The sequence below is a fragment of the Leptolyngbya sp. UWPOB_LEPTO1 genome, assembly GCF_017302695.1.
Taxonomy (GTDB): domain Bacteria; phylum Cyanobacteriota; class Cyanobacteriia; order Leptolyngbyales; family Leptolyngbyaceae; genus Leptolyngbya; species Leptolyngbya boryana.
Map to the genome: position 1 here is coordinate 1 of NZ_JAFLCJ010000019.1, position 17,334 is coordinate 17,334.

The window sequence follows — 17,334 nt, forward strand, 5'->3', positions numbered from 1 at the left end:
TCAGAAATTCGGCGTGTCTCCCGATGCTTTGCAGCTTCATAGGAAACGCGCAAATACCCTGGCATATCAATTGCCGGATTATCTAAAGGGGGTTTGGGAGCGGCGATCGCTGCCTGATTTCTAGAAGGAGCTAGTATCTCACTGGACAGAACGATGCAAGAGAGGAGAGCTACTGCGAGATATTTCATCACTGTTTCCTTATCAAAGAAGATTGAAGAAGTCTGACTGGCACCCATTGCCCATGACTCTGCTGCAATCCCACTGATAGAGATTCTGTCAGAGCTACTCAAGCTTATCAAACCAGAGAAAAACAAGGCTGGAGTATCTAAATCTGTTAACGATCTCACTCGGAGCCGTAGAGGACTTTTCCCGATCCATCTGGAGAAAATCTTAAGCACCATTCCCCATCTGCCAGCCAGATCCGCAACGGGTGATGGATAAATTTGCCGTAGATGAAGGCGAGAACCACGATAGCCAGAACTGAGACTCCTACCCCTTGCACTACTTTCCAGGGGTGAACCGTCCATTGATTTTCCATTGGCGCAAATCTTGAGGGAACAGGCTTAGGGTTCCCCTGCTGTGCCTGAAGATTTCTGCAACGCTTCCCGATGCCGCCGAAGCGACTTCACAAGCTTACGAAAATCCTCGGTTAACTCAGGCTCCTCCCAGTATTCAGGAATCAGCTTTAATTGAAAATTTGTCCATTCAAACGAAGCTTCGTCTTCGCTATAGTTTCTGGCGGTGTAGAGAGCAGTTGCGATCGCGTTTCTAATTATTGGGTTGGGTTCCTTCATTTGTGCGTCGCTCAGGTGTTTGCAATGAAAGTCCTCCATCTCGTTACGGACAGTCATGGCAACTAGCATCGCTAGATTTGTTGTGCCTTTTAATAATCGGGGACGCTTTTTTGTCATCGCTGAGTATCTACTGAGATTTATCTCACATTAATCATGAGCGCTTCTCAAGTAGAGTTGTTGGGGAATAAACTCAAAAATCCTTAAAACCCTTTCGTAGTAGGCATTTCAGCGATTTAATCGCAAAATCCTTCAAACCCTCTCCATATCAGCATTTCAGCGATTTTTTTCACTATTCCCCAACAGGTCTAGTGAAAAAGCCTGCTACCTTATCAATCGCGCCATCAATCGCGCCGCTCTGCCCAAAATCCCCAGTCTACTAGCCCAAGCATTAACACTAGAATCAGCCATGCCGCGATCGTCATGGGAGCAGATGTTGGCTCGAAATTCATCACTAAGTCATTGATCGCGCTGATTTCCTCCATTGCCGCTGGGCAGGGGGTTAGGATTCTCAGATTGGATTTGTCGATCACAGACTGTTTGGATTAAGGCGAAATTAACAGTACAAAAATATTCCAGTTCCTATAATATTCTTATAAGAATTGGAATATTTTTTGGTATACCAATTTGTTTGAGTTATAAAACCCTGTTTAAAAAGCAGCTTTTATCAATATATTTCTACTTTGGGGTAGTAGGGGTCGTGGGTTCAAATCCCGCCGCTCCGATTGAATGAAAGCCAGTCATAGACTGGCTTTTGTCGTTTCAGGGTATAGCTTTCAAGGCTCACCCAATTCTCAATAAGAGCTTCATAGAACGTCACTTCCGCTAGGAGAAATTCAGATATTGGCATGAAACTGGTATCCGATACCAATCGTTTCAAGTTTTGAGAAAAGAACGGATGCCAATACCAAAAATCGAGAATTTAAGGGGGAATCTACGCTTACGGTGGTCACTCCACGGCAAGCGTCATGTTTTGACGCTTGGATTGGCAGACAGCCCCCGCAATCGGGTTATTGCTCAGATGAAAGCGGATGAAATTGAACGTGACATTGCTTATGGTCAGTTTGACCCTACCCTCGTCAAATACAAGCCAGAGCTTGAGGCAAGGCAATCTCTCAAGGTGACGGATCTGTTTGAGAAATTCATGGTGGCAAAATCACGCGAAATCTACGATCAGAGCCTGACTAAATACCGCGCCACATTGGGCTACTTGAAGCAGTTCTTTCGAGAGCAGCAGGCTAAGACGGTCACGGCAGAAAAGGCGGATCAGTTTCGGCAATGGCTATCAGAACGCATTCTGCCAAACACAAAGCGCCCAATGACAGCGAACACTCTCAAGGAGCGACTTACCTTAGTGTCTGCCTGCTGGGACTGGGCAATTGAAGAGAATCTACTCGACAAGAACCCCTGGAAAAAAATCTGCAAGGGCGTCAAACCAGGGAAAACAAAGCCTGCTAACCCATTCACCGTTGAAGAAATCAAGGCAATCATCGCAGGGTTCAGAAGTGACCGACATTACTCGTTCTATGCGGACTACGTTGAATTCATGCTTGGAACGGGCTGTAGACCGGGCGAGGCGATCGCTCTTCGCTGGAAGCACGTTAACGAGGATTGCTCTTCAATTTGGATTGGTGAGGCGTATTATCGCGGCTGCCTGAAGACGACTAAAACAGAGGCATCTGGGCACGTCCCCCTAAGCCAGTCGTTGCAAAAACTATTGCAGCGCCGTAGGGCTATTGGTGTAAACCCTGATGATTTGATATTTCCTCGCCCTAGTGGTGGTTACTTGAATGATCGTGACTTCAGGCAGCGACCCTGGAAAAAAGTACTCGCCAAACTCAATCTCCCCTACCGAAAGCCATACAACACACGATCAACATTGATCAGCTATTGGCTGTCGCAGGGAGAAGACCCTGCGGTAGTGGCAAAGCTGACCCGAACATCGGTGAAAATGATTTACGAACACTATGCGGGCTGCATCAAATCCAACGCAAGACTGCCAGAAATTTTGTGATCGTGTCCTCAATGTCCTCAATGTCCTCAATTAACTTAAAAGTTATATATATCAATACTTTTAAGTGAGGACACAATGTCCTCAAATATATATATCAATGTCCTCAATTTTTTATTAACTAACAAGGAGAGTTCATAGGCAGGTTGATTAGTGGCTTCTTTTCCGTATCCCGTTCGCGCTGCTTTGACTGCTCCAGCTTTCTAAAAGTCCTTCGACTTGTTTTATTCCGCCCTCATCCCCTTGTGCCAAGTAGAGTTCTCTCGACTTATCCATTGCCAGCTTTGCATTGTAGTCGTCGCCTAGTTTGTGATGTACCTCTCCAACATTCATCCAGATTCGCGGATTAGTTGGATCAGATTCGAGGATTTGCTCAAACAACTCCAATGATTTCGCGTAGTTTTCTTGTCCGTAATACTTCGCCGCTTTTGCAGTTAAGGAGTCCGATTCGTTAATAGCAAATGTCTTTTGCAGCCTTGCCGCTTTAGACTCAGAAGCGTCCGATGTAGCCACTTTCGGCTCATACCTCGACACCTCACCACTAACCGACTTTGCAAAAGCTTCTGCCCTAGCGCGATCGCTAAAACTGGCAACCTGGATCGATGCCTTGCCAGAATCTTGTCGATTTACAGCGATCGCGTCTTTGCAATATTTTCTGTGGACCTCATTAAGATTTCCGCCATCGATAAATACTGCATACCAGGTTGCGTTTGCATCTGGCGGATCTCCACAAGTTTCCTTTGATGTTTCGTCAAATGCAGATCCACCGCCAGAGCCAGTGGCTTGAGTTGTAGGAACAGGCGAGGACTCAACCGAAGTCGCAACGGGCGGATTGTTCTTGACGACCAACGCAACCGCCCAGACACCCGCACACACAATCCCCAATCCAGCTAAGCCGATTGCCGCAATTTTCATAGAGCCATCCACCACAGAAACACGCTTACGATGCTGACAGATTGGTTCTGGTGCGATCGTAAAGTGAGTGTGAATCCGCGTGAAATTCTGGATGCGATTTTTGCTTCATTTAGTTCAGTCCGCAAACTTCATTTTGGCTTCCATCCGGCACGTCTGCTATATTCGCAGAATTCCTCGCCGAAACCCGCATTCTTTCGTTAACTTTATGCTTGACACCTAATAAACGCTGGTGATTGTGCCAGTCGCATTAGGTCAAGACTTTTGTTTACTTTTCCGTGATAGTCCTGGCTTCTCGCGCAAGGACGAGCGCCGTTCTTTTGTTTTCTCGCGATTTCGCCACTTGCAGACCTCCTTCGTCAACCGCTCTCCTTCCACTGCTGCCGCTTTCGCTTTTTCCAAAAACACATCAATGGGCTGAGTGGGTTGCCCTGGCTCTGACTTGACGATCGCATGAACGGCTTTATTTCGGGCTACTCGCCACTGGTCAACCGCTTCGATCAGGTTTGGATAGTCCTGGATGGTGATCCCTTCGGGAAACTCGGCTCGCCAGTAGTCAATTAACTGCTTGAACGGAATAAACTTTCCTTCTAGACAAAGGGGATTACGGACTGTCGAACCTGACAAATAACTGATTAAGCGATCCGAAATGATGCTCTCCTGAATCGTGATAGCTTCTAAGAAGAAATTGTTCTCTTGAGCGGCTCGAATGCGCTCCCATGCCTCGCGATAGGAATCGTGCTTTCTAACATTACCAGCAACCGTTTTTGTGAGAGGCAAGCTTATTCTCATAAGATTGATTCCTTTTTGAGTTCGTGTCTGCAATTATCTGCTAACTCATTGAGGGGACACGGCGGTTCACGCAAACCTCATCTGACTGTAAACATTTAGGGACGTGATCGACCGTCTACACTCGATATTTCCCAAACTTTCCAAGTTGAACTCTAGTAAGGAGGATGATTTTGACCGTAATGGCAGCCGTCGCCACATTGGAGCGCGATTGATTTGGGAAGGCTACTTCTAAGCTAATTCAGTTCTGTGTTAAGTGAGGTCTGCTTTCAAAATCTCCCTGCAACTTTTCAAGACGATTGATCAAGCTGTGCAAATGCTCGGACATCTTTTTATTGTTAAAACGCCAAGATTCCACAGTGGTTAGGTATTCAACAAAGTGTTTTGGTTCACAGCTATCGCTCCCGTGCCAATTATGAAAACCACAGTGTATATCTTTGTGCATCACTAACAAATTGTCGTGGAATGCTGCTAAGTCCCGTCGTGTCGCCTTGTCAAAAAGGTGATGTGCGTGCAAATCAAAAGGGTTTGCTGGAGTCTGCTTGACCAAGCTGACTTGACATTTACGATTAGCAGCCGCTTTCACCTGATCCATCGCTCTTCTCACGCGAGCATCGAATGAATCCAGATATTTTTTCTGCTGGTTAACGGCATCCTCAACAATTTCGTTAACAGCCTCAGTCCAAGCCCTACGAGATTTCTGCCCCAAGTTCTCAGACATATTCTGTGCAACACGTGCCAACCCCCGCTGGCTCCAATACTCAACATCCTCTATGCGCTCAAAGTGAACTCCTGTCTCCATCGGCTCTCGCCCTTTTAGGCTGCAATTATTTTGTTCTCGCTTTGCTGCTGCGTTTAATCCTTTTCCGTTTGTATCTAGAATGCGGATGACACGAGGACGATCGATGAAGACCAGATCACCCTTAACGATCACTCCATTGAGATCCTGAAACTCCTGAATCACTCGACGACGAACCAACATTTGACGAGTCCGTTTGCGCCGCTGAGTAAATCGCTCTATTACCGCATCAAAAAAACTAGCGAAGAAGCCTGATGTATCTGTTTCTTCGAGGTATTTGGCAATTGCCATTGCCCCTTCTTCGTAGAAGCGGCGAGTGCCGATGTTCTTGCTGAGCCACTCAAAATGCTCGCCTTCAGTTAATTCCCATTCATCATCCTTACGGTGATCAAAAGCGGCGCAGACGTTATACAGCCTTGCTTTTGAAATACCAAGAATTTGAGCAGTCTCATCGTCAGACAGCAAATCGTATTTACGGGAGTTCATGTCGCTTGGTTCTTGGGTCAGGTTAGTTGCCGTTAACGAAACGCCAGGAGCGAATCGCGCATTTTTTGTAGCCGCTCAAATACTTCGCGTTGCCCTCCAACATCCGGGTGATGTTGTTTGGCTAGACGACGAAATGCTGCATTGATGTCATCTGAAGTTGCATTGTGAGGATCGAGGTTAAACACATGCCAAGGACGAAAGTTTTTGAGAACATCAATTCCATTGATGCAGCTTGGTCCTTCTTCATGCTGTTCGCTCTCAGGCACTCCGACCCATTCGCGGTATAGGGCAAGCCAAGTGTCTTTTGTACGGAGATTAAGATCGCGACCTGCAATCGCTAATTTGAAGGCATCATGTTTTTTCAACGCTTTGATATTACTGCACTCAAAAGCGATGACGACAGCATCCTGTAGCTCTTTCAGACTAAGCGCTTTTGGCTTACGAGTTGATGTAGTGGGTGTTTTGCCAGTTGATGTGGCAGTTTTTCTCTTGCGGGGTTTTGGTTGAGATTGAACAAATTCCGCAAAATCATTTAATACTCCAGCATCGTAACCGTACTTGGTTACAAGTTCCTGGATTTTAGACTCAATTGCATTAGTCACTGTTTGACCTTCCATAATGCGCGGGTAGCAGCTTTATAGCTGAAGCTAAAAGCCGAGGGTGATCATTGCATACTGAGATAAGTATGGGAAAAAATCACTATTTTTATACAGGATGTATAGAAAGCCTATTTATTTAATGCGCTCTGAAAGTTAATCCTGATAAATACTTTTCGGAAGCATTTTCGATTGCTGTACCCCTATCCAAATCGCGACACTCTATCTTGTTGCTCCTTCTCTACGACGATCGTAAAGTGACAGTGAAACTACGTGAAATTCCGGATTAGTTTGGCATAGACTTAAATAGCTTGATAGATTTGCCCTCAAACACTTACCAAGCAAAACTCCATGTCCGGTAAACTCAAAAGCGAAATCCGTGCTGAAATCGATGAATTCGTTATGTCTCTCCCTTTTGACTCCGACGATGAATATGATTCGGCGGTCGCTGCGACTTATGCTGCGTTCCCAGAACATAAAAAATTAGTTGACGAGTATTTTGAGGACTTGCATCTGTTCGGGGAAGCGATTTTGATGCAAGGGAAACCTACATCGGCGGATTAGAGTCATTCACCCCTGTCTTCATGGCGATGCCCTCGGAGTTAACCAAGGTTCTGTTCGACTCAAGTGATGGGCACGGCAACGTCACTCCCAGTCATCCAGGGTTTCCACCTTCGATCGCTCAACTGGCTGTTCGCTCTTTGTCTTCTGGCCCTTGCCCGGAGCGAAGGCGTTTTTACAGAACGAGCAAAAGAAAAGCACTGCTGATAAGCACAGGATCGGGACACCAATTAATAGAGGACTGAAAACCAGTCCAACGATCAAACAGATCATCCCCCAGGTGAAAAGCATTGACGTGCCCCTATCTAAATCGCAACTTTCCATCTTGCCGTCCCTGCTTGAGTACGATCGTAAAGTGATGATGAAGTTGCGTAGATTTCCGCATCGACTTCCGGTTTCAACCTGGGTCAGTATCCTCACTTTTCTTTCTTTTAAACTCTTCAAAAAGTCGCTGAAGTGATCGAGAGCTGCTTTCGTCCTCGGACAGTACGTGGACATTGCGGCTGACATACATCGATAATCCATGCTCGTCTGTTTTTGGCGATAAATTAGCGACCATGTATCGAAAGTCCTTGTCCGGCTCTTTTCGCTTCCTGCCTCTTGTGGGCGGTTCTTGAATTTCTTCGATTACGTAGGAGATGAAGAGTTTCTCTGGCGTGAGTTCTGGGGCAACTGCTTCTGATATCTCTTTATCAAGCTCTCGTAGCTTAGCGACTGTTTTTTCGTAGAGAAATTTGTGGAGTTCTGCGTCTTCCTTTAACTTGACGTACTCGTCAAGTTTTGCTCTCAAATCCGCGTCAATCTCTGTCCTGTCTTCCATGTCGCAATCCTTCGGCTGGCAACAAATCAAGGTTATCGACTAATAACTGGTACTGCTACGGTAGGGGCATCGTCAAAAACAAGACCGTGGATTTTGCGATCGCACTTCCAAGTCTCAATCTGGGAACCCTGAACCCGTTCCCAGAAAGACAGCGATGAAGAATTCCCCGTGGCAAGTAAGACCGAGTGTTTTGATTCCGGCGTTGGCGGTCATCATCCCTTCAACGATTGTGCTTATCGTGGCGGGCTGTCTTGCCTATCATCCGGTGCGCGTCTGGTTAGCCGATGGGTATTGGTGTGTCCGGTTCTCCCCGTCTGGTACAAGGACAATTCTCTATGGCTCCGAGTGCGATCGCTGAGCGTTGGGAATTCTAAACGGGCAATGCAACGGTCTAATCATCCAAATTTTTCAATCAATTTCTAGGAAGCTTCTGTTGATTTGCTTGTTAGTTCGTTGGATGGAATTCCAGTTTTTTCCGATCGTATAATGTCCAGGATCGCCTCCTCTTTCCATACGATCCCAAGCTGTGCGTGAAGCGGATCGCTTCCCAGGATGCGCCCAGAATATATTCCAAGAAAGCGGTATCCCTTGCCGAAAGCCAAGTGTTCAAAGTCGTGCAATGTTTTTCCTTCTGGCACCCAAACTCCTGTTTCCTGGGCGTATACAGGCGCTCCTGACATTCCTTGTCTTGTGGCTGTATCAATGTACATTTTCGGTAGGTTGTCGATATGGGCATCAGGCTCCGAGGCAATACTTCCACGTTTCCAGATCGGAAAGCGTCCCCCGCCGCTAATGCCGAGCGGGAAACCTAAAACAAAAACGTCCATTCCTGGTTCAAACTGAAGTTTTTCTAAATCTAGAACCTCATTATTTGCTGGTATTGATTTTGTCTCACTAGGTCGCCGTATATGTATTGCTACTACATCAACATCTGATCCATGTTGGGGGTGTTCCCACCATACAGGCAGTGTTTGATCTTTGTCGTTATATAGATTCAGTGAGCTCGGAAGCCACTTTATGACTAGAGTGCCATCCTCTAAAGCCTCTGGATAAGGCAGTCTGAGTAAAATATTGTCGGGTATTCCGGCTTCTTTTGACAGAAGGGAGTAGTTCTGAGGGTCGCGACCTGACACGTTATGCCAATTCGTTATGAGATAGTCTTGACCTTCATGGGTATAGAAGAATGCTGTACCAACGCCTAAATTTGTTTCCCCAAACCTTAAGGTGATGTGGACGGGTACGTAGCTCAAGAGATTTTGAACGTTGACCTTACGCATAGTTAAAACTGTTGGATTTACTAACTTCAAATGGTTGCAAACCTTAGAAAGTTTGTACTGTTATATAAACACGTGACACAGAGAAATTTACAGCGTGACTATTTTCGTAAAGTTACCGTGAAGTTGTCTAGTTAAGATTATTCTCGGTCTGTGTAAAACGTTGACCCCATACGGAACTTCTGCGGACGAATGCAGCAGTCCAAAACCACGAAAAACGCTGTAATTCCTTTTACATGGGATGTTGCAGCGTTTTTAATATGGACTAGATCCAAGATTCCAGTCTCACGAGTTTCTTAAGTTGTAGCTAACGTATTACTTGTAATACAAAACTCAAGAAGTCCAAAATTAGTCCAGGCGTGTAGTACAGGATTTGAGACTCATATTAAGACAGTGAGCTTGCCTGATTAGGAAATAGCCTTACATAGTTTGAAGTCATCGCTTATATCTATGTCTAACTCAAAATTAACGCGCCGCAGTAGAAGATTTGGCTCGTCCTGACTTACAGGCTCTAGACTGAATAAAGTCTCGTCACACCAATCTTCCACCTTTAAGTTTGTTGTGATTAGTGTACAAAGGAAGGTTATATCCACTCCGTCTTTGTTCAGAATAATACTTCCCCAAACCTGAAGATCGCTAGAAGATTCCCCACAGGCTATCTTGCTAGAACCGAATTTGTAACCATTAAAGTTAAAAGATACGTTATGAAATAGTAGTAGAATGCACAGGGTTATTTTCGACTCTTGAGATCTGAACTGAACTTCGTTAAGCTCAAGAGCATTTTTGTCAACAACTCTGATAATTTCATCAATCAGAATTTCTTGCGTAAACGAAGGTAAAGAATAAATTCTTTCTAGAAGAAACTGAATCGCGGCAAAAATTTCCGGCTTAATTTTCCTCGTCAGACAACTTGTTTTGTTTTTCCTGTCTTCCTTAAATAGGTTTCTTATTTGGATGTCGAGCTTGTGCCTTGTGAGTTTAAAGTGCTTTGACAGTTCACTTTCATCACATTTGTTTACTTGGTAAAGGATTAATTTTCTAATATATAAAGGAAAAGGAGTTTCAAGGTCTAATGCTAAATTTGGTGAAACATATTCAAGAAAATATCTAAAGGTAAGATAAAAACCTTCAAGCGACTCATTTGCGATACCTCTGTCCCGTTCATTATTGTGGGCTACTAAATCTGCAATCTCTCTAAAGACACCACTCCCACCCGAATAAGGTCTTAGTGTTATCAATAAACTGTCAACATCAACTGCATGAAAATCACCGCTTTGAATTCGGCTGATAGCTTGTTGTGCCTTGCTTTTCTCAGATGCTTTCATATCTTTCATCAACACTAGAACTAAGAGGTTAGGTGAACTCTTTCTGCCTAATCCTGGAATTTGGCAAGTTAGACCAACGTATGTTCCGCATATTACCTCTCGTCGGGGCAATCAAGCCAAAAAAATCCGTATTTCTTCGTAAAGAAAGCTAGTACTATTCTGTTTAATTTCCTGTTCAACAAGGTTTAACAGAATGCCTGATCACCCGCAGAAGTCCCAGTGACATAAAAAAGGCTCAATTCCAAGCTAAGAAAAGGATTGAGTAACCAGGCTCAATCCTTTTCTTAGCGTTCACGATCGCGATCCTGCTGCTTAGGCAATGTCTCTGACTTCCTGGGATCAGGCGCAAAATCTTTTTTAGGCATTTGAACTACCGTTTTTTCTGATAGTTGCTGGCAAAATCGTGTAAACGATCTGGCAAGCGGAAATGGCAAGCGAACGGCTCAAATGCCTTTTGGATGCAATAGCGAAATTCGACGCTTGGGAAGAGGCGCAGCAGAAACAGGCAGAGTTGCAGCCGACAGATTCCCAGGAAGAGATTTCTCAGAAGGTGATTTCCCTGGATTGCCCCAAATGCGGTTCAGGGCAAACGATTCGATCGGGGAAAGGCAAGCCTCGCAAAGACGGAACGAGATTGCAGCGAATTCTCTGTAAGGACTGTGGCAGGACTTCGTTAATCGGGTGAAGGGTCGCAACTGTTGTCTAGGACAAACACGACTTGTCCATCGCTTAGCCTCGTTAGAGACTTCCAAAGCTGCTCTTGTCGAAGAGCAGCTTCTTGCTGGAATTAATTACGTCGCGGACATCACTGCCTTTCTTCAGGTAGCTTGACTATTTAGGTAGGCGGGAAGAATGGTGCTCTCATCGACTACAGCCTTTTCAAGTTGAGGTAGTTTAAGTCCCTTAGCTTCTTCTAGATTAGCTCCCTGTAGTCTAGCGCCCTCTAGATTAGCGCCCTCTAGATCAGCTCCCTTTAAGTTGACGCCTTTCAAATCGACTCCCTCTACATAGGCATCTATTAGCTTTAATTCTGCTATCGCTCCATCTTCCAAGACTACGTCTCCATCTTTCAAGAGCGAAGTTTTTCCTAAATTGGCTCGTCTTAGATCAGCGTCTTCTAAATCAGCTCCCCATAGAACAGATCCCCGTAGATCAGCTCCCCATAGAACAGCTCCCTTTAGGTTGGTTCCCTTTAGGTAGGTTCCCTTTAAGTGGGCTCTTGATAAAATAGCTCCCTCTAGGTGCGCTCCCTCTAGATGTGTTCCCTCTAGATTGACTCCTGATAAAATAGCTCCCTCTAGGTGCGCCCCCTCTAGATGTGTTCCCTCTAGATGTGTTCCCTCTAGATTGACTCCTGATAAAATAGCTTCCTCTAGGTGCGCCCCTTCTAAATGAGAACCGAACAGCAACGCTCCTTGTAGTTTAATTGATCGTAAATCTGCCCATCTCAAATCCGTTTTGCGGAGATCCAATGGGTGTTCCTCTCCGTCCAAAAAAGAATGCTTTCGTCGGCTCAGCACAGTTAGAACAGCCTGAATATCGGCTTTCGGTGGTATCTCTACTTCTTTCTGCCCTTGCTCTGGTAGAGTTTCTACTATGAAGCTTTCAACATTAACAGTCCAAGGCCTTATATCTACTTCTTTCTGTCCTTGCTCTACTTCTTTTCCATCCTTAGTGTTCCTTGGTGGCCATGGCGCTTTCTCTCTCAAGTAAGCTGTCAGAATCTCCATTACTTGCCAATACTCTTCGTCAGAGGTATGGGCAATTCGCTCTAAACCATAAATCCCACCTAATCGGATAGAAATATCAGAGTGACCTAACTGTTCAACTGCTTTAGTGAAACGGTCTGTGGCCTGTTTGTCTTCTGATATTTTCAGGTTTCGCCACCCAATATAAGCGGAAATCAAAACCAAAGCTCCTCCAATAATCTGCGCCCGAGACGTATTCAAATTGTTGATTAGGGTTAATCGCTCTTTCTCAAGGGTCAACCGTTTCTCAATATCGCTTACACGGTTAAATTTCTGAGCAAATGAATCTATTTCTACCTGAAGCAAGCAAGTATTCCAGCCAAGATATCCAATAATGACGGCTAGGATTGAGGCGGTAACAGAGGGCAAAAGCTTTCTCATTTGCCTCTGTCTCATAAGAAGTCTCGCTATTTGCTTCTTATTTGCTTGCTTGTTGTGAGATTCCGACCAATTAAATATATTCATTGACTCCTAGGTGAGGGGAAGTAAAAAAATCACCTGAATCCTAGATACAGGCTTCTCAAAGGAATTCCGCTCCCCCGTTCTAAAGAACAGAGTCCCTACCATTGTCTGGCAAAAGCACAATAACCTTACTCTCTGGCTCCTGCTGCTGAATTGAAACGCTGCCTTGAATCTGGGGAGAATTCAGAATTTGAAAGGCTTTCAACGTCATGTTGATGACAGAGAGCTTTTCCTCGATTGACTCTGCCCGGTAAAGCAAGCCGTCTAAATGGGTCAAAGCATTCTGCAAAATCTCAACACTCTGCAAGCGGCTTTCAGCAATACTTTCGGCAATTTCCTTAGCAATTTCCTCAGTCTGTTCTTGCAGGACACTGGCAAATTTTCGCCGCCATCGATTGATTGTCGCTGGCGAAACGTCCAACGCATCCTGAATTTCTCGATAGGATTGCCCAGAAGCTAGACGCTGTAGAGCTTCTAACTGTTTGGAGTTTAGATTTTTCGCCATCTTTTTTGTTTCGCTTTGCGCTCAGCTTTACTCAATTAGCCAGTTAAACAACTTTGATCAAGCCTTTTGAAATCGCTGCCAAATATCCGCCCTCGGATGCCCATTCCTGCTCAAGTCTGCGAGTAATGGTTCGATTCAGTAGATCATCCTTGCTGATCTCTGTAGTTCGTTTGGGCGCTGGCTTTGCTGTGGGCGACGCTTCTGCTTTCGGAGTCAGAAAAGTTTTGAGTTCAGCAACGTCCTGCACTGCCTTAGCATCGTCAACTTTGACGCGACCTGCTTGAATGGCAGCAGTAATCTCAGGCACTTGCCGCATGAACCTGCGATCATTGAGTTGCGCTTGGCTCACATACAAAACATCAGGCGTTGCCGCTGCCTTAGCTGTTGCCGTCTGAGGTTGCTGTGTCTGCTGTGTCTGCTGTGTCTGGAAATCCGGCTGAAAGAATTTCTCTCGAAGTTCCTTTGAAGCCTTGAACGCCGTCAAAAAATCGTTGGCAACTTTGCCGTGGATAATGACCTTGTGATTTGAATCTAGTTCAATTGACTTGCCAACCAGATCCCAAAACTCATTGAAATTCTGCATATCCCCACCGTGGGCTGCAAACGTTGATTGCACAGCATATTCGACGAATTGCTGCCGTAAGGAGTCAAGTGTTTGCTCTTCTTGCTGTTGTTCTGACATAAGCCCAATTAATAATTTGTATCTATATTTTACGCAAAACTTGATAAGATATGGTTATCATAAGTGCTCTTTGCCGTCTGACATAAGCCAGCGTCTAATAGAAGAAACGACGATTCCCAGCAGGCTCGTTGTTTCTTTTTTGGAGATTTTTTCGTATCTTTTACTTAGCGATAAAATTCTCTGAAAAGCCGTGCCTGGGCGACTGGGCGCGGTTTTTTGGTTTTAAGCAGTTTGCCGAGGTCGCGAATAAAGGTGCGGCACAAAGCGCTGCACAAAGCGTTATTGGAATCGAAATAACGCTTGCTCTGATTGGATTTCAGCGTGCTGCACTGGTGCGGCGCTAACCTGCCGCTCGCCATCCAAATCGCTTCAAAATCCTGACGATGGACGGGAAGTGATGATCTTCGACCGCGCGCCGATAAAGCGATTTGCCGTGTGACTGCTCATGCCCTAGCGCGATCGCGTCTTCAATTTCTGGCGATAGATTGCAGTCCAGAACTTCGTAAATCTGTCCACGACTGAAGCCTTGCTCTGCTAACAGTCGAGCTTTGCGAATGTCGCTCTCTGCCGGGGTGGGGAGGGAGGCTAAGTGGTCTAACAACGAATAATCGCATTCTCGAATTGCAATGCCTGTCCCGACCCAGAAAAGCCAATGATGGCGATTCACGCCGATCGCCCGTTGGATTCCATCTGACAGGGCGAATTTTGCTGTCCAGTCACAATTGGCTTGCGGATCATAGTTTGCAATGAGTTCCGGCAGATTCTCCAAAATTGCCTTGCCGAGGTCTGAATGACGGCTGGCGATCCATTGGGAGATTTGCTCGGAGTGGAGCCAGTTTTGGATTTGTTCAGTGGTTGGTTTCATGGTTCAGAGTCCTCCGATGCTTGCTTTGCATTTTCGGAGGATGTCTTACCTGCTTTCTTTCGTGGTCTTCCCTGAAGCGCCAACTTTACAGGCGCAGTTAAGTCTCCAGTTTTTAACAGGAACTCCTCAAGCGCGATCGTCGCTTGATTTGCCAATGTCCGATTGGCTCTAGTCGCGCAAGCCTCTAACGCCTCGTATAGCTCAGGCGGAAGATTGAGCGTTAATCGTTGCTTATTTGTCGGCATAGAAACCGTAGGCACGGGCAGCGCGTTCATGTTTATTCACCTCATTAAAACTTACTTCCTACAGTGTATCGCTTCTTTTTGAATAAGTGCTGCACCTATTATTAGAAGAATGACCAATTTGTAGATAATGCGCGCAGACATTTTTATATTAAAGTGCAGCACTTTTACAATAAGTGCGCTACATTAAATATGTGAGCGAGGCGAATAGGTTGCTGGGTGAGCCGAAACCCAGGCAGAGACTACATAGCTGTGAGAAACGAAACGCTTCACTCTCCTGAGTTTGGATATTTCAATGACTTATTTCGACGGCACTTTTTATTACTGCATCGAATCCGGCACGGGATTTTGCCGTGTTGAGGATCGATGGGATCGACTCGAAGTTTGCACCGAAGATTCATTGCAAGAGGCTCTTGCTGTGACTGGCTCCAGCTTCGATGATTTGATGCCTGCTTAGAGATTTCAGAGATTGCCTTTGCTTATTCCGCAAAGCGATCCTCTGGATTCTTCCAGTACTCACTCATTTCAGGAGACATTCAAATACTCACTCTATTAATTGGCTTATCACTCGGAGCTTACATCTCGCGCAGAATCACATTTCATGTTGATGACTTCGATCAGGCAACTGTAGCGGTGGACTACAAAACGATTTGGGAAAACATAGTTGCATTCTTTACTGCAATCGGCTTCATCTGCAACTGGGCGATTTCAACTGCACGCAAAACTCGAAACTACTTCGGCTTAGCGCTTCTGCCTTGGCTGTCGGAGCGCGGAATTGACATCAAGATTCCGAATCTGCAACTTCCCGCGATGCCTGCAACGGGGCAACTCGATTAGCCAAATCAACAACCATCAAATTATTGAGGTAACTATGCTGAAAAAATTTCTGCTTCTGGCTGTGCTTGGAGCCTGCGCTTTCATCTACTTGACTCCAGCAAAGTCACAAACCAGGCAGGCTCCACAAGATCGTCCGCCGATCACAAACTTTGACGCGAAGCGTTAAATCTCCCGACTGGCTCTGACTCAAGGTTAGAGCCTTTTTTGTTCACATATCTAGGAGCATCAACAATGAACTACTCACCTGATCGCGCTGCACTAGCGCTAAGAAACAAAGTTGGATATTCGCCCAAACTTATCAGCATTGAAATCTCGAACAGTCAGGGCAAACGGTACGGTGAAGGCGACATCAATCCTTTGATTGTGCATTCAGCATGGACGCACACGATCGACAGAGTTGCCCGTGGAAAAGGAACTCAATCTAGTCCGCAAATTCAGACCAAAGACGGCGAAACGATCTGGTTCGGTGAGATGCCTGCACTAGGCGATCACCAATCGATCGCTACTCTTGGCAAAGACAAGTCTGAAATGGCAGCATTCCTGTTAATGCCGTTGCTTCTGCCTGAAGACAACGGAGGCGCGCATGGAGGTCATTTACGCATCGTGATGAGCCATCACAGCTACTTTGATCCAGTAGTTAAGCAACGCATTGAAGATCAGATTCTAGGGCGGCATCAATTTACCCGAAACGGACGTGAGGTTGATGTTGTTGTCGATTCAGTTGAGCTTGTCCCAGAAGGCGTAGGTGCTTACTGGCTTGCCTCTGAATTGAATCAGTTGAAATCCGGCTACACCCTAAGCATTGAGATTGGTTATCGAACCGTCGAAGTTTGGTTACTTGATGATGCAGGGGAACCGATTAAGGGTGAGCCGATTCAGTTTGGAGTGTTCAATCTGGCATCTGCGATCGCATCCGATGACGAAGTGAGAACTGCACTACTCGGAACCACTGACACGCCCAAGACAGTGAAAGACACCCAAATCGCGATCGCACTGAAGCAAGGCAAGATTGCAAAGATTGACGATCAGCAATGGGAAGCAATCAGAACCCGTCATCTGGAGCGCTGGAAAGATGATGTCATCGGGATGATCTTCAGCCAGCACGAAGCGATTTTGACCCAAGCAGAGCAGATTCTATTCTCTGGCGGCGGCGCGATGCTTCTGCGAGAAAGACTACTGAAAGCTAACCCGAACTTCTGGGTAGACAGCGATGCTCAAACAGCTAGTGTACGAGGTTCGTACTATCACTTCCTGAGTTTGGCGTAGGTAGCACAATGGCACAACGAAAAAACTCAGTAGTGCTGAGCGAAACGGCAATTTCAAAACTGCAAGTACTGGTGAGTACTGGTGAGTTCTGCTCATTAGATGACGCAGCATCGCACATTATCACATCAGTACTCGGCAGTACTGGCAAGTACTCATCACTTTCGACTCAGTTTGCACCTAAAACAGAACCGAAAGTTGATAGTACTGCCCAGTACAAGCAGGATTCATCCAAAAAACCTGAAAAGGCAATAGAGACAACGGTTTTGAGCGAAACCAAGCCGAATCTTGCTCAATCGTTCCGAAACATCTAGAAATGACTCGCAAAAGCCGATCTCTGAACTTTCCTAGGGCGAAGTGATCGGC

26 protein-coding genes and 1 pseudogene are annotated in these 17,334 nt (G+C 45.7%); 10 read left to right on the forward strand and 17 right to left on the reverse strand.

The window, feature by feature from the left end:
* From J0L70_RS23695 to J0L70_RS23715, 5 genes and pseudogenes are all read right to left on the reverse strand, one after another.
* Positions 1-188, reverse strand: a pseudogene (locus tag J0L70_RS23695) (rhodanese-like domain-containing protein); the annotation flags it as partial.
* A gap of 155 nt (positions 189-343) precedes the next feature.
* Positions 344-538 (reverse strand): hypothetical protein, encoded by a 195-nt coding sequence (locus tag J0L70_RS23700; protein WP_287456141.1) that lies wholly within the window; start codon positions 536-538, stop codon positions 344-346.
* A gap of 25 nt (positions 539-563) precedes the next feature.
* Positions 564-911: a hypothetical protein gene (locus tag J0L70_RS23705; protein ID WP_287456142.1), complete on the reverse strand. Its 348-nt coding sequence runs from the start codon at positions 909-911 to the stop codon at positions 564-566.
* A 224-nt stretch (positions 912-1,135) separates the two neighbouring features.
* Entirely contained in the window at positions 1,136-1,276 is a 141-nt protein-coding gene (locus J0L70_RS23710; RefSeq protein WP_287456143.1) for a hypothetical protein, read from the reverse strand.
* Positions 1,277-1,497: 221 nt separating this feature from the next.
* Positions 1,498-1,641 (reverse strand): hypothetical protein, encoded by a 144-nt coding sequence (locus J0L70_RS23715; RefSeq protein ID WP_287456145.1) that lies wholly within the window; start codon positions 1,639-1,641, stop codon positions 1,498-1,500.
* Positions 1,642-1,689: 48 nt separating this feature from the next.
* Between J0L70_RS23715 and J0L70_RS23720 the strand changes: the two genes are divergently transcribed.
* Positions 1,690-2,805, forward strand: coding sequence for a tyrosine-type recombinase/integrase (locus tag J0L70_RS23720; protein WP_287456146.1), 1,116 nt, complete (start codon positions 1,690-1,692; stop codon positions 2,803-2,805).
* 147 nt (positions 2,806-2,952) lie between these two features.
* Here the strand turns inward: J0L70_RS23720 and J0L70_RS23725 are convergent, their stop codons facing one another.
* Positions 2,953-3,717 (reverse strand): tetratricopeptide repeat protein, encoded by a 765-nt coding sequence (locus J0L70_RS23725; protein ID WP_287456148.1) that lies wholly within the window; start codon positions 3,715-3,717, stop codon positions 2,953-2,955.
* 30 nt (positions 3,718-3,747) lie between these two features.
* Between J0L70_RS23725 and J0L70_RS23730 the strand changes: the two genes are divergently transcribed.
* Entirely contained in the window at positions 3,748-3,918 is a 171-nt protein-coding gene (locus J0L70_RS23730; RefSeq protein ID WP_287456149.1) for a hypothetical protein, read from the forward strand.
* Positions 3,919-3,969: 51 nt separating this feature from the next.
* Here the strand turns inward: J0L70_RS23730 and J0L70_RS23735 are convergent, their stop codons facing one another.
* From J0L70_RS23735 to J0L70_RS23745, 3 genes are all read right to left on the reverse strand, one after another.
* Positions 3,970-4,506, reverse strand: a complete 537-nt coding sequence (locus J0L70_RS23735; protein ID WP_287456150.1) for a hypothetical protein — start codon at positions 4,504-4,506, stop codon at positions 3,970-3,972.
* Positions 4,507-4,744: 238 nt separating this feature from the next.
* The gene (locus J0L70_RS23740; RefSeq protein WP_287456152.1) at positions 4,745-5,788 is read right to left on the reverse strand and encodes a hypothetical protein; all 1,044 of its coding nucleotides are present in this window, start codon (positions 5,786-5,788) and stop codon (positions 4,745-4,747) included.
* A gap of 32 nt (positions 5,789-5,820) precedes the next feature.
* Complete coding sequence (locus J0L70_RS23745) at positions 5,821-6,390, reverse strand: J domain-containing protein (protein WP_287456153.1); 570 nt, start codon at positions 6,388-6,390, stop codon at positions 5,821-5,823.
* A 345-nt stretch (positions 6,391-6,735) separates the two neighbouring features.
* On the opposite strand from J0L70_RS23745, the gene J0L70_RS23750 reads away from it, so the two are divergent.
* Positions 6,736-6,948 (forward strand): hypothetical protein, encoded by a 213-nt coding sequence (locus J0L70_RS23750; RefSeq protein WP_287456154.1) that lies wholly within the window; start codon positions 6,736-6,738, stop codon positions 6,946-6,948.
* A 394-nt stretch (positions 6,949-7,342) separates the two neighbouring features.
* On the opposite strand, the gene J0L70_RS23755 is transcribed toward J0L70_RS23750, so the two are convergent.
* Positions 7,343-7,765, reverse strand: a complete 423-nt coding sequence (locus J0L70_RS23755; RefSeq protein ID WP_287456155.1) for a hypothetical protein — start codon at positions 7,763-7,765, stop codon at positions 7,343-7,345.
* Positions 7,766-7,919: 154 nt separating this feature from the next.
* Here J0L70_RS23755 and J0L70_RS23760 point away from each other — a divergent pair, with 154 nt between their 5' ends.
* Positions 7,920-8,123, forward strand: coding sequence for a hypothetical protein (locus tag J0L70_RS23760; RefSeq protein ID WP_287456156.1), 204 nt, complete (start codon positions 7,920-7,922; stop codon positions 8,121-8,123).
* Between the two features lie 61 nt (positions 8,124-8,184).
* Here J0L70_RS23760 and J0L70_RS23765 read toward each other — a convergent pair whose 3' ends face one another.
* Both J0L70_RS23765 and J0L70_RS23770 read right to left on the reverse strand, forming a co-directional pair.
* Entirely contained in the window at positions 8,185-9,042 is an 858-nt protein-coding gene (locus J0L70_RS23765) for a trypsin-like peptidase domain-containing protein (protein ID WP_287456157.1), read from the reverse strand.
* A gap of 404 nt (positions 9,043-9,446) precedes the next feature.
* Entirely contained in the window at positions 9,447-10,373 is a 927-nt protein-coding gene (locus J0L70_RS23770) for a hypothetical protein (RefSeq protein WP_287456158.1), read from the reverse strand.
* A 418-nt stretch (positions 10,374-10,791) separates the two neighbouring features.
* On the opposite strand from J0L70_RS23770, the gene J0L70_RS23775 reads away from it, so the two are divergent.
* Positions 10,792-11,049: a hypothetical protein gene (locus J0L70_RS23775; protein WP_287456159.1), complete on the forward strand. Its 258-nt coding sequence runs from the start codon at positions 10,792-10,794 to the stop codon at positions 11,047-11,049.
* Between the two features lie 133 nt (positions 11,050-11,182).
* On the opposite strand, the gene J0L70_RS23780 is transcribed toward J0L70_RS23775, so the two are convergent.
* The 5 genes from J0L70_RS23780 to J0L70_RS23800 all read right to left on the reverse strand — a co-directional run bounded on the left by J0L70_RS23780 (position 11,183) and on the right by J0L70_RS23800 (position 14,901).
* A complete protein-coding gene (locus tag J0L70_RS23780) occupies positions 11,183-12,577 on the reverse strand; it encodes a pentapeptide repeat-containing protein (protein WP_287456160.1) in 1,395 nt (464 codons plus the stop codon).
* A gap of 79 nt (positions 12,578-12,656) precedes the next feature.
* Positions 12,657-13,079 (reverse strand): helix-turn-helix domain-containing protein, encoded by a 423-nt coding sequence (locus J0L70_RS23785; protein WP_287456162.1) that lies wholly within the window; start codon positions 13,077-13,079, stop codon positions 12,657-12,659.
* Between the two features lie 43 nt (positions 13,080-13,122).
* Positions 13,123-13,761, reverse strand: a complete 639-nt coding sequence (locus tag J0L70_RS23790) for a hypothetical protein (RefSeq protein WP_287456163.1) — start codon at positions 13,759-13,761, stop codon at positions 13,123-13,125.
* Positions 13,762-14,101: 340 nt separating this feature from the next.
* The gene (locus J0L70_RS23795; protein WP_287456164.1) at positions 14,102-14,626 is read right to left on the reverse strand and encodes a hypothetical protein; all 525 of its coding nucleotides are present in this window, start codon (positions 14,624-14,626) and stop codon (positions 14,102-14,104) included.
* Positions 14,623-14,901, reverse strand: coding sequence for a YlcI/YnfO family protein (locus tag J0L70_RS23800; RefSeq protein ID WP_287456166.1), 279 nt, complete (start codon positions 14,899-14,901; stop codon positions 14,623-14,625). The genes J0L70_RS23795 and J0L70_RS23800 overlap by 4 nt, the downstream gene beginning before the upstream one ends.
* A gap of 262 nt (positions 14,902-15,163) precedes the next feature.
* Between J0L70_RS23800 and J0L70_RS23805 the strand changes: the two genes are divergently transcribed.
* The 5 genes from J0L70_RS23805 to J0L70_RS23825 all read left to right on the forward strand — a co-directional run bounded on the left by J0L70_RS23805 (position 15,164) and on the right by J0L70_RS23825 (position 17,282).
* Positions 15,164-15,325, forward strand: coding sequence for a hypothetical protein (locus J0L70_RS23805; protein WP_287456167.1), 162 nt, complete (start codon positions 15,164-15,166; stop codon positions 15,323-15,325).
* 176 nt (positions 15,326-15,501) lie between these two features.
* Complete coding sequence (locus tag J0L70_RS23810; RefSeq protein WP_287456168.1) at positions 15,502-15,705, forward strand: hypothetical protein; 204 nt, start codon at positions 15,502-15,504, stop codon at positions 15,703-15,705.
* A 34-nt stretch (positions 15,706-15,739) separates the two neighbouring features.
* Positions 15,740-15,871: a hypothetical protein gene (locus J0L70_RS23815; RefSeq protein WP_287456169.1), complete on the forward strand. Its 132-nt coding sequence runs from the start codon at positions 15,740-15,742 to the stop codon at positions 15,869-15,871.
* Between the two features lie 65 nt (positions 15,872-15,936).
* The gene (locus J0L70_RS23820) at positions 15,937-16,971 is read left to right on the forward strand and encodes a ParM/StbA family protein (protein ID WP_287456170.1); all 1,035 of its coding nucleotides are present in this window, start codon (positions 15,937-15,939) and stop codon (positions 16,969-16,971) included.
* A gap of 8 nt (positions 16,972-16,979) precedes the next feature.
* Positions 16,980-17,282, forward strand: a complete 303-nt coding sequence (locus J0L70_RS23825) for a hypothetical protein (protein ID WP_287456171.1) — start codon at positions 16,980-16,982, stop codon at positions 17,280-17,282.
* Positions 17,283-17,334: the final 52 nt, after the last annotated feature.

Coding starts and splice junctions, on each gene's coding strand:
- J0L70_RS23740 (WP_287456152.1), bottom strand. CDS start 5,788: ATGAACTCCCGTAAATACGATTTGCTGTCTGACGATGAGACTGCTCAA.
- J0L70_RS23705 (WP_287456142.1), bottom strand. CDS start 911: ATGACAAAAAAGCGTCCCCGATTATTAAAAGGCACAACAAATCTAGCG.
- J0L70_RS23815 (WP_287456169.1), top strand. CDS start 15,740: ATGCTGAAAAAATTTCTGCTTCTGGCTGTGCTTGGAGCCTGCGCTTTC.
- J0L70_RS23775 (WP_287456159.1), top strand. CDS start 10,792: ATGGCAAGCGAACGGCTCAAATGCCTTTTGGATGCAATAGCGAAATTC.
- J0L70_RS23750 (WP_287456154.1), top strand. CDS start 6,736: ATGTCCGGTAAACTCAAAAGCGAAATCCGTGCTGAAATCGATGAATTC.
- J0L70_RS23790 (WP_287456163.1), bottom strand. CDS start 13,761: ATGTCAGAACAACAGCAAGAAGAGCAAACACTTGACTCCTTACGGCAG.
- J0L70_RS23795 (WP_287456164.1), bottom strand. CDS start 14,626: ATGAAACCAACCACTGAACAAATCCAAAACTGGCTCCACTCCGAGCAA.
- J0L70_RS23715 (WP_287456145.1), bottom strand. CDS start 1,641: ATGCCAATATCTGAATTTCTCCTAGCGGAAGTGACGTTCTATGAAGCT.
- J0L70_RS23805 (WP_287456167.1), top strand. CDS start 15,164: ATGACTTATTTCGACGGCACTTTTTATTACTGCATCGAATCCGGCACG.
- J0L70_RS23765 (WP_287456157.1), bottom strand. CDS start 9,042: ATGCGTAAGGTCAACGTTCAAAATCTCTTGAGCTACGTACCCGTCCAC.
- J0L70_RS23800 (WP_287456166.1), bottom strand. CDS start 14,901: ATGAACGCGCTGCCCGTGCCTACGGTTTCTATGCCGACAAATAAGCAA.
- J0L70_RS23780 (WP_287456160.1), bottom strand. CDS start 12,577: ATGAATATATTTAATTGGTCGGAATCTCACAACAAGCAAGCAAATAAG.
- J0L70_RS23710 (WP_287456143.1), bottom strand. CDS start 1,276: ATGGAGGAAATCAGCGCGATCAATGACTTAGTGATGAATTTCGAGCCA.
- J0L70_RS23730 (WP_287456149.1), top strand. CDS start 3,748: ATGCTGACAGATTGGTTCTGGTGCGATCGTAAAGTGAGTGTGAATCCG.
- J0L70_RS23760 (WP_287456156.1), top strand. CDS start 7,920: ATGAAGAATTCCCCGTGGCAAGTAAGACCGAGTGTTTTGATTCCGGCG.
- J0L70_RS23725 (WP_287456148.1), bottom strand. CDS start 3,717: ATGAAAATTGCGGCAATCGGCTTAGCTGGATTGGGGATTGTGTGTGCG.
- J0L70_RS23735 (WP_287456150.1), bottom strand. CDS start 4,506: ATGAGAATAAGCTTGCCTCTCACAAAAACGGTTGCTGGTAATGTTAGA.
- J0L70_RS23770 (WP_287456158.1), bottom strand. CDS start 10,373: ATGAAAGATATGAAAGCATCTGAGAAAAGCAAGGCACAACAAGCTATC.
- J0L70_RS23700 (WP_287456141.1), bottom strand. CDS start 538: ATGGAAAATCAATGGACGGTTCACCCCTGGAAAGTAGTGCAAGGGGTA.
- J0L70_RS23720 (WP_287456146.1), top strand. CDS start 1,690: ATGCCAATACCAAAAATCGAGAATTTAAGGGGGAATCTACGCTTACGG.
- J0L70_RS23755 (WP_287456155.1), bottom strand. CDS start 7,765: ATGGAAGACAGGACAGAGATTGACGCGGATTTGAGAGCAAAACTTGAC.
- J0L70_RS23825 (WP_287456171.1), top strand. CDS start 16,980: ATGGCACAACGAAAAAACTCAGTAGTGCTGAGCGAAACGGCAATTTCA.
- J0L70_RS23785 (WP_287456162.1), bottom strand. CDS start 13,079: ATGGCGAAAAATCTAAACTCCAAACAGTTAGAAGCTCTACAGCGTCTA.
- J0L70_RS23820 (WP_287456170.1), top strand. CDS start 15,937: ATGAACTACTCACCTGATCGCGCTGCACTAGCGCTAAGAAACAAAGTT.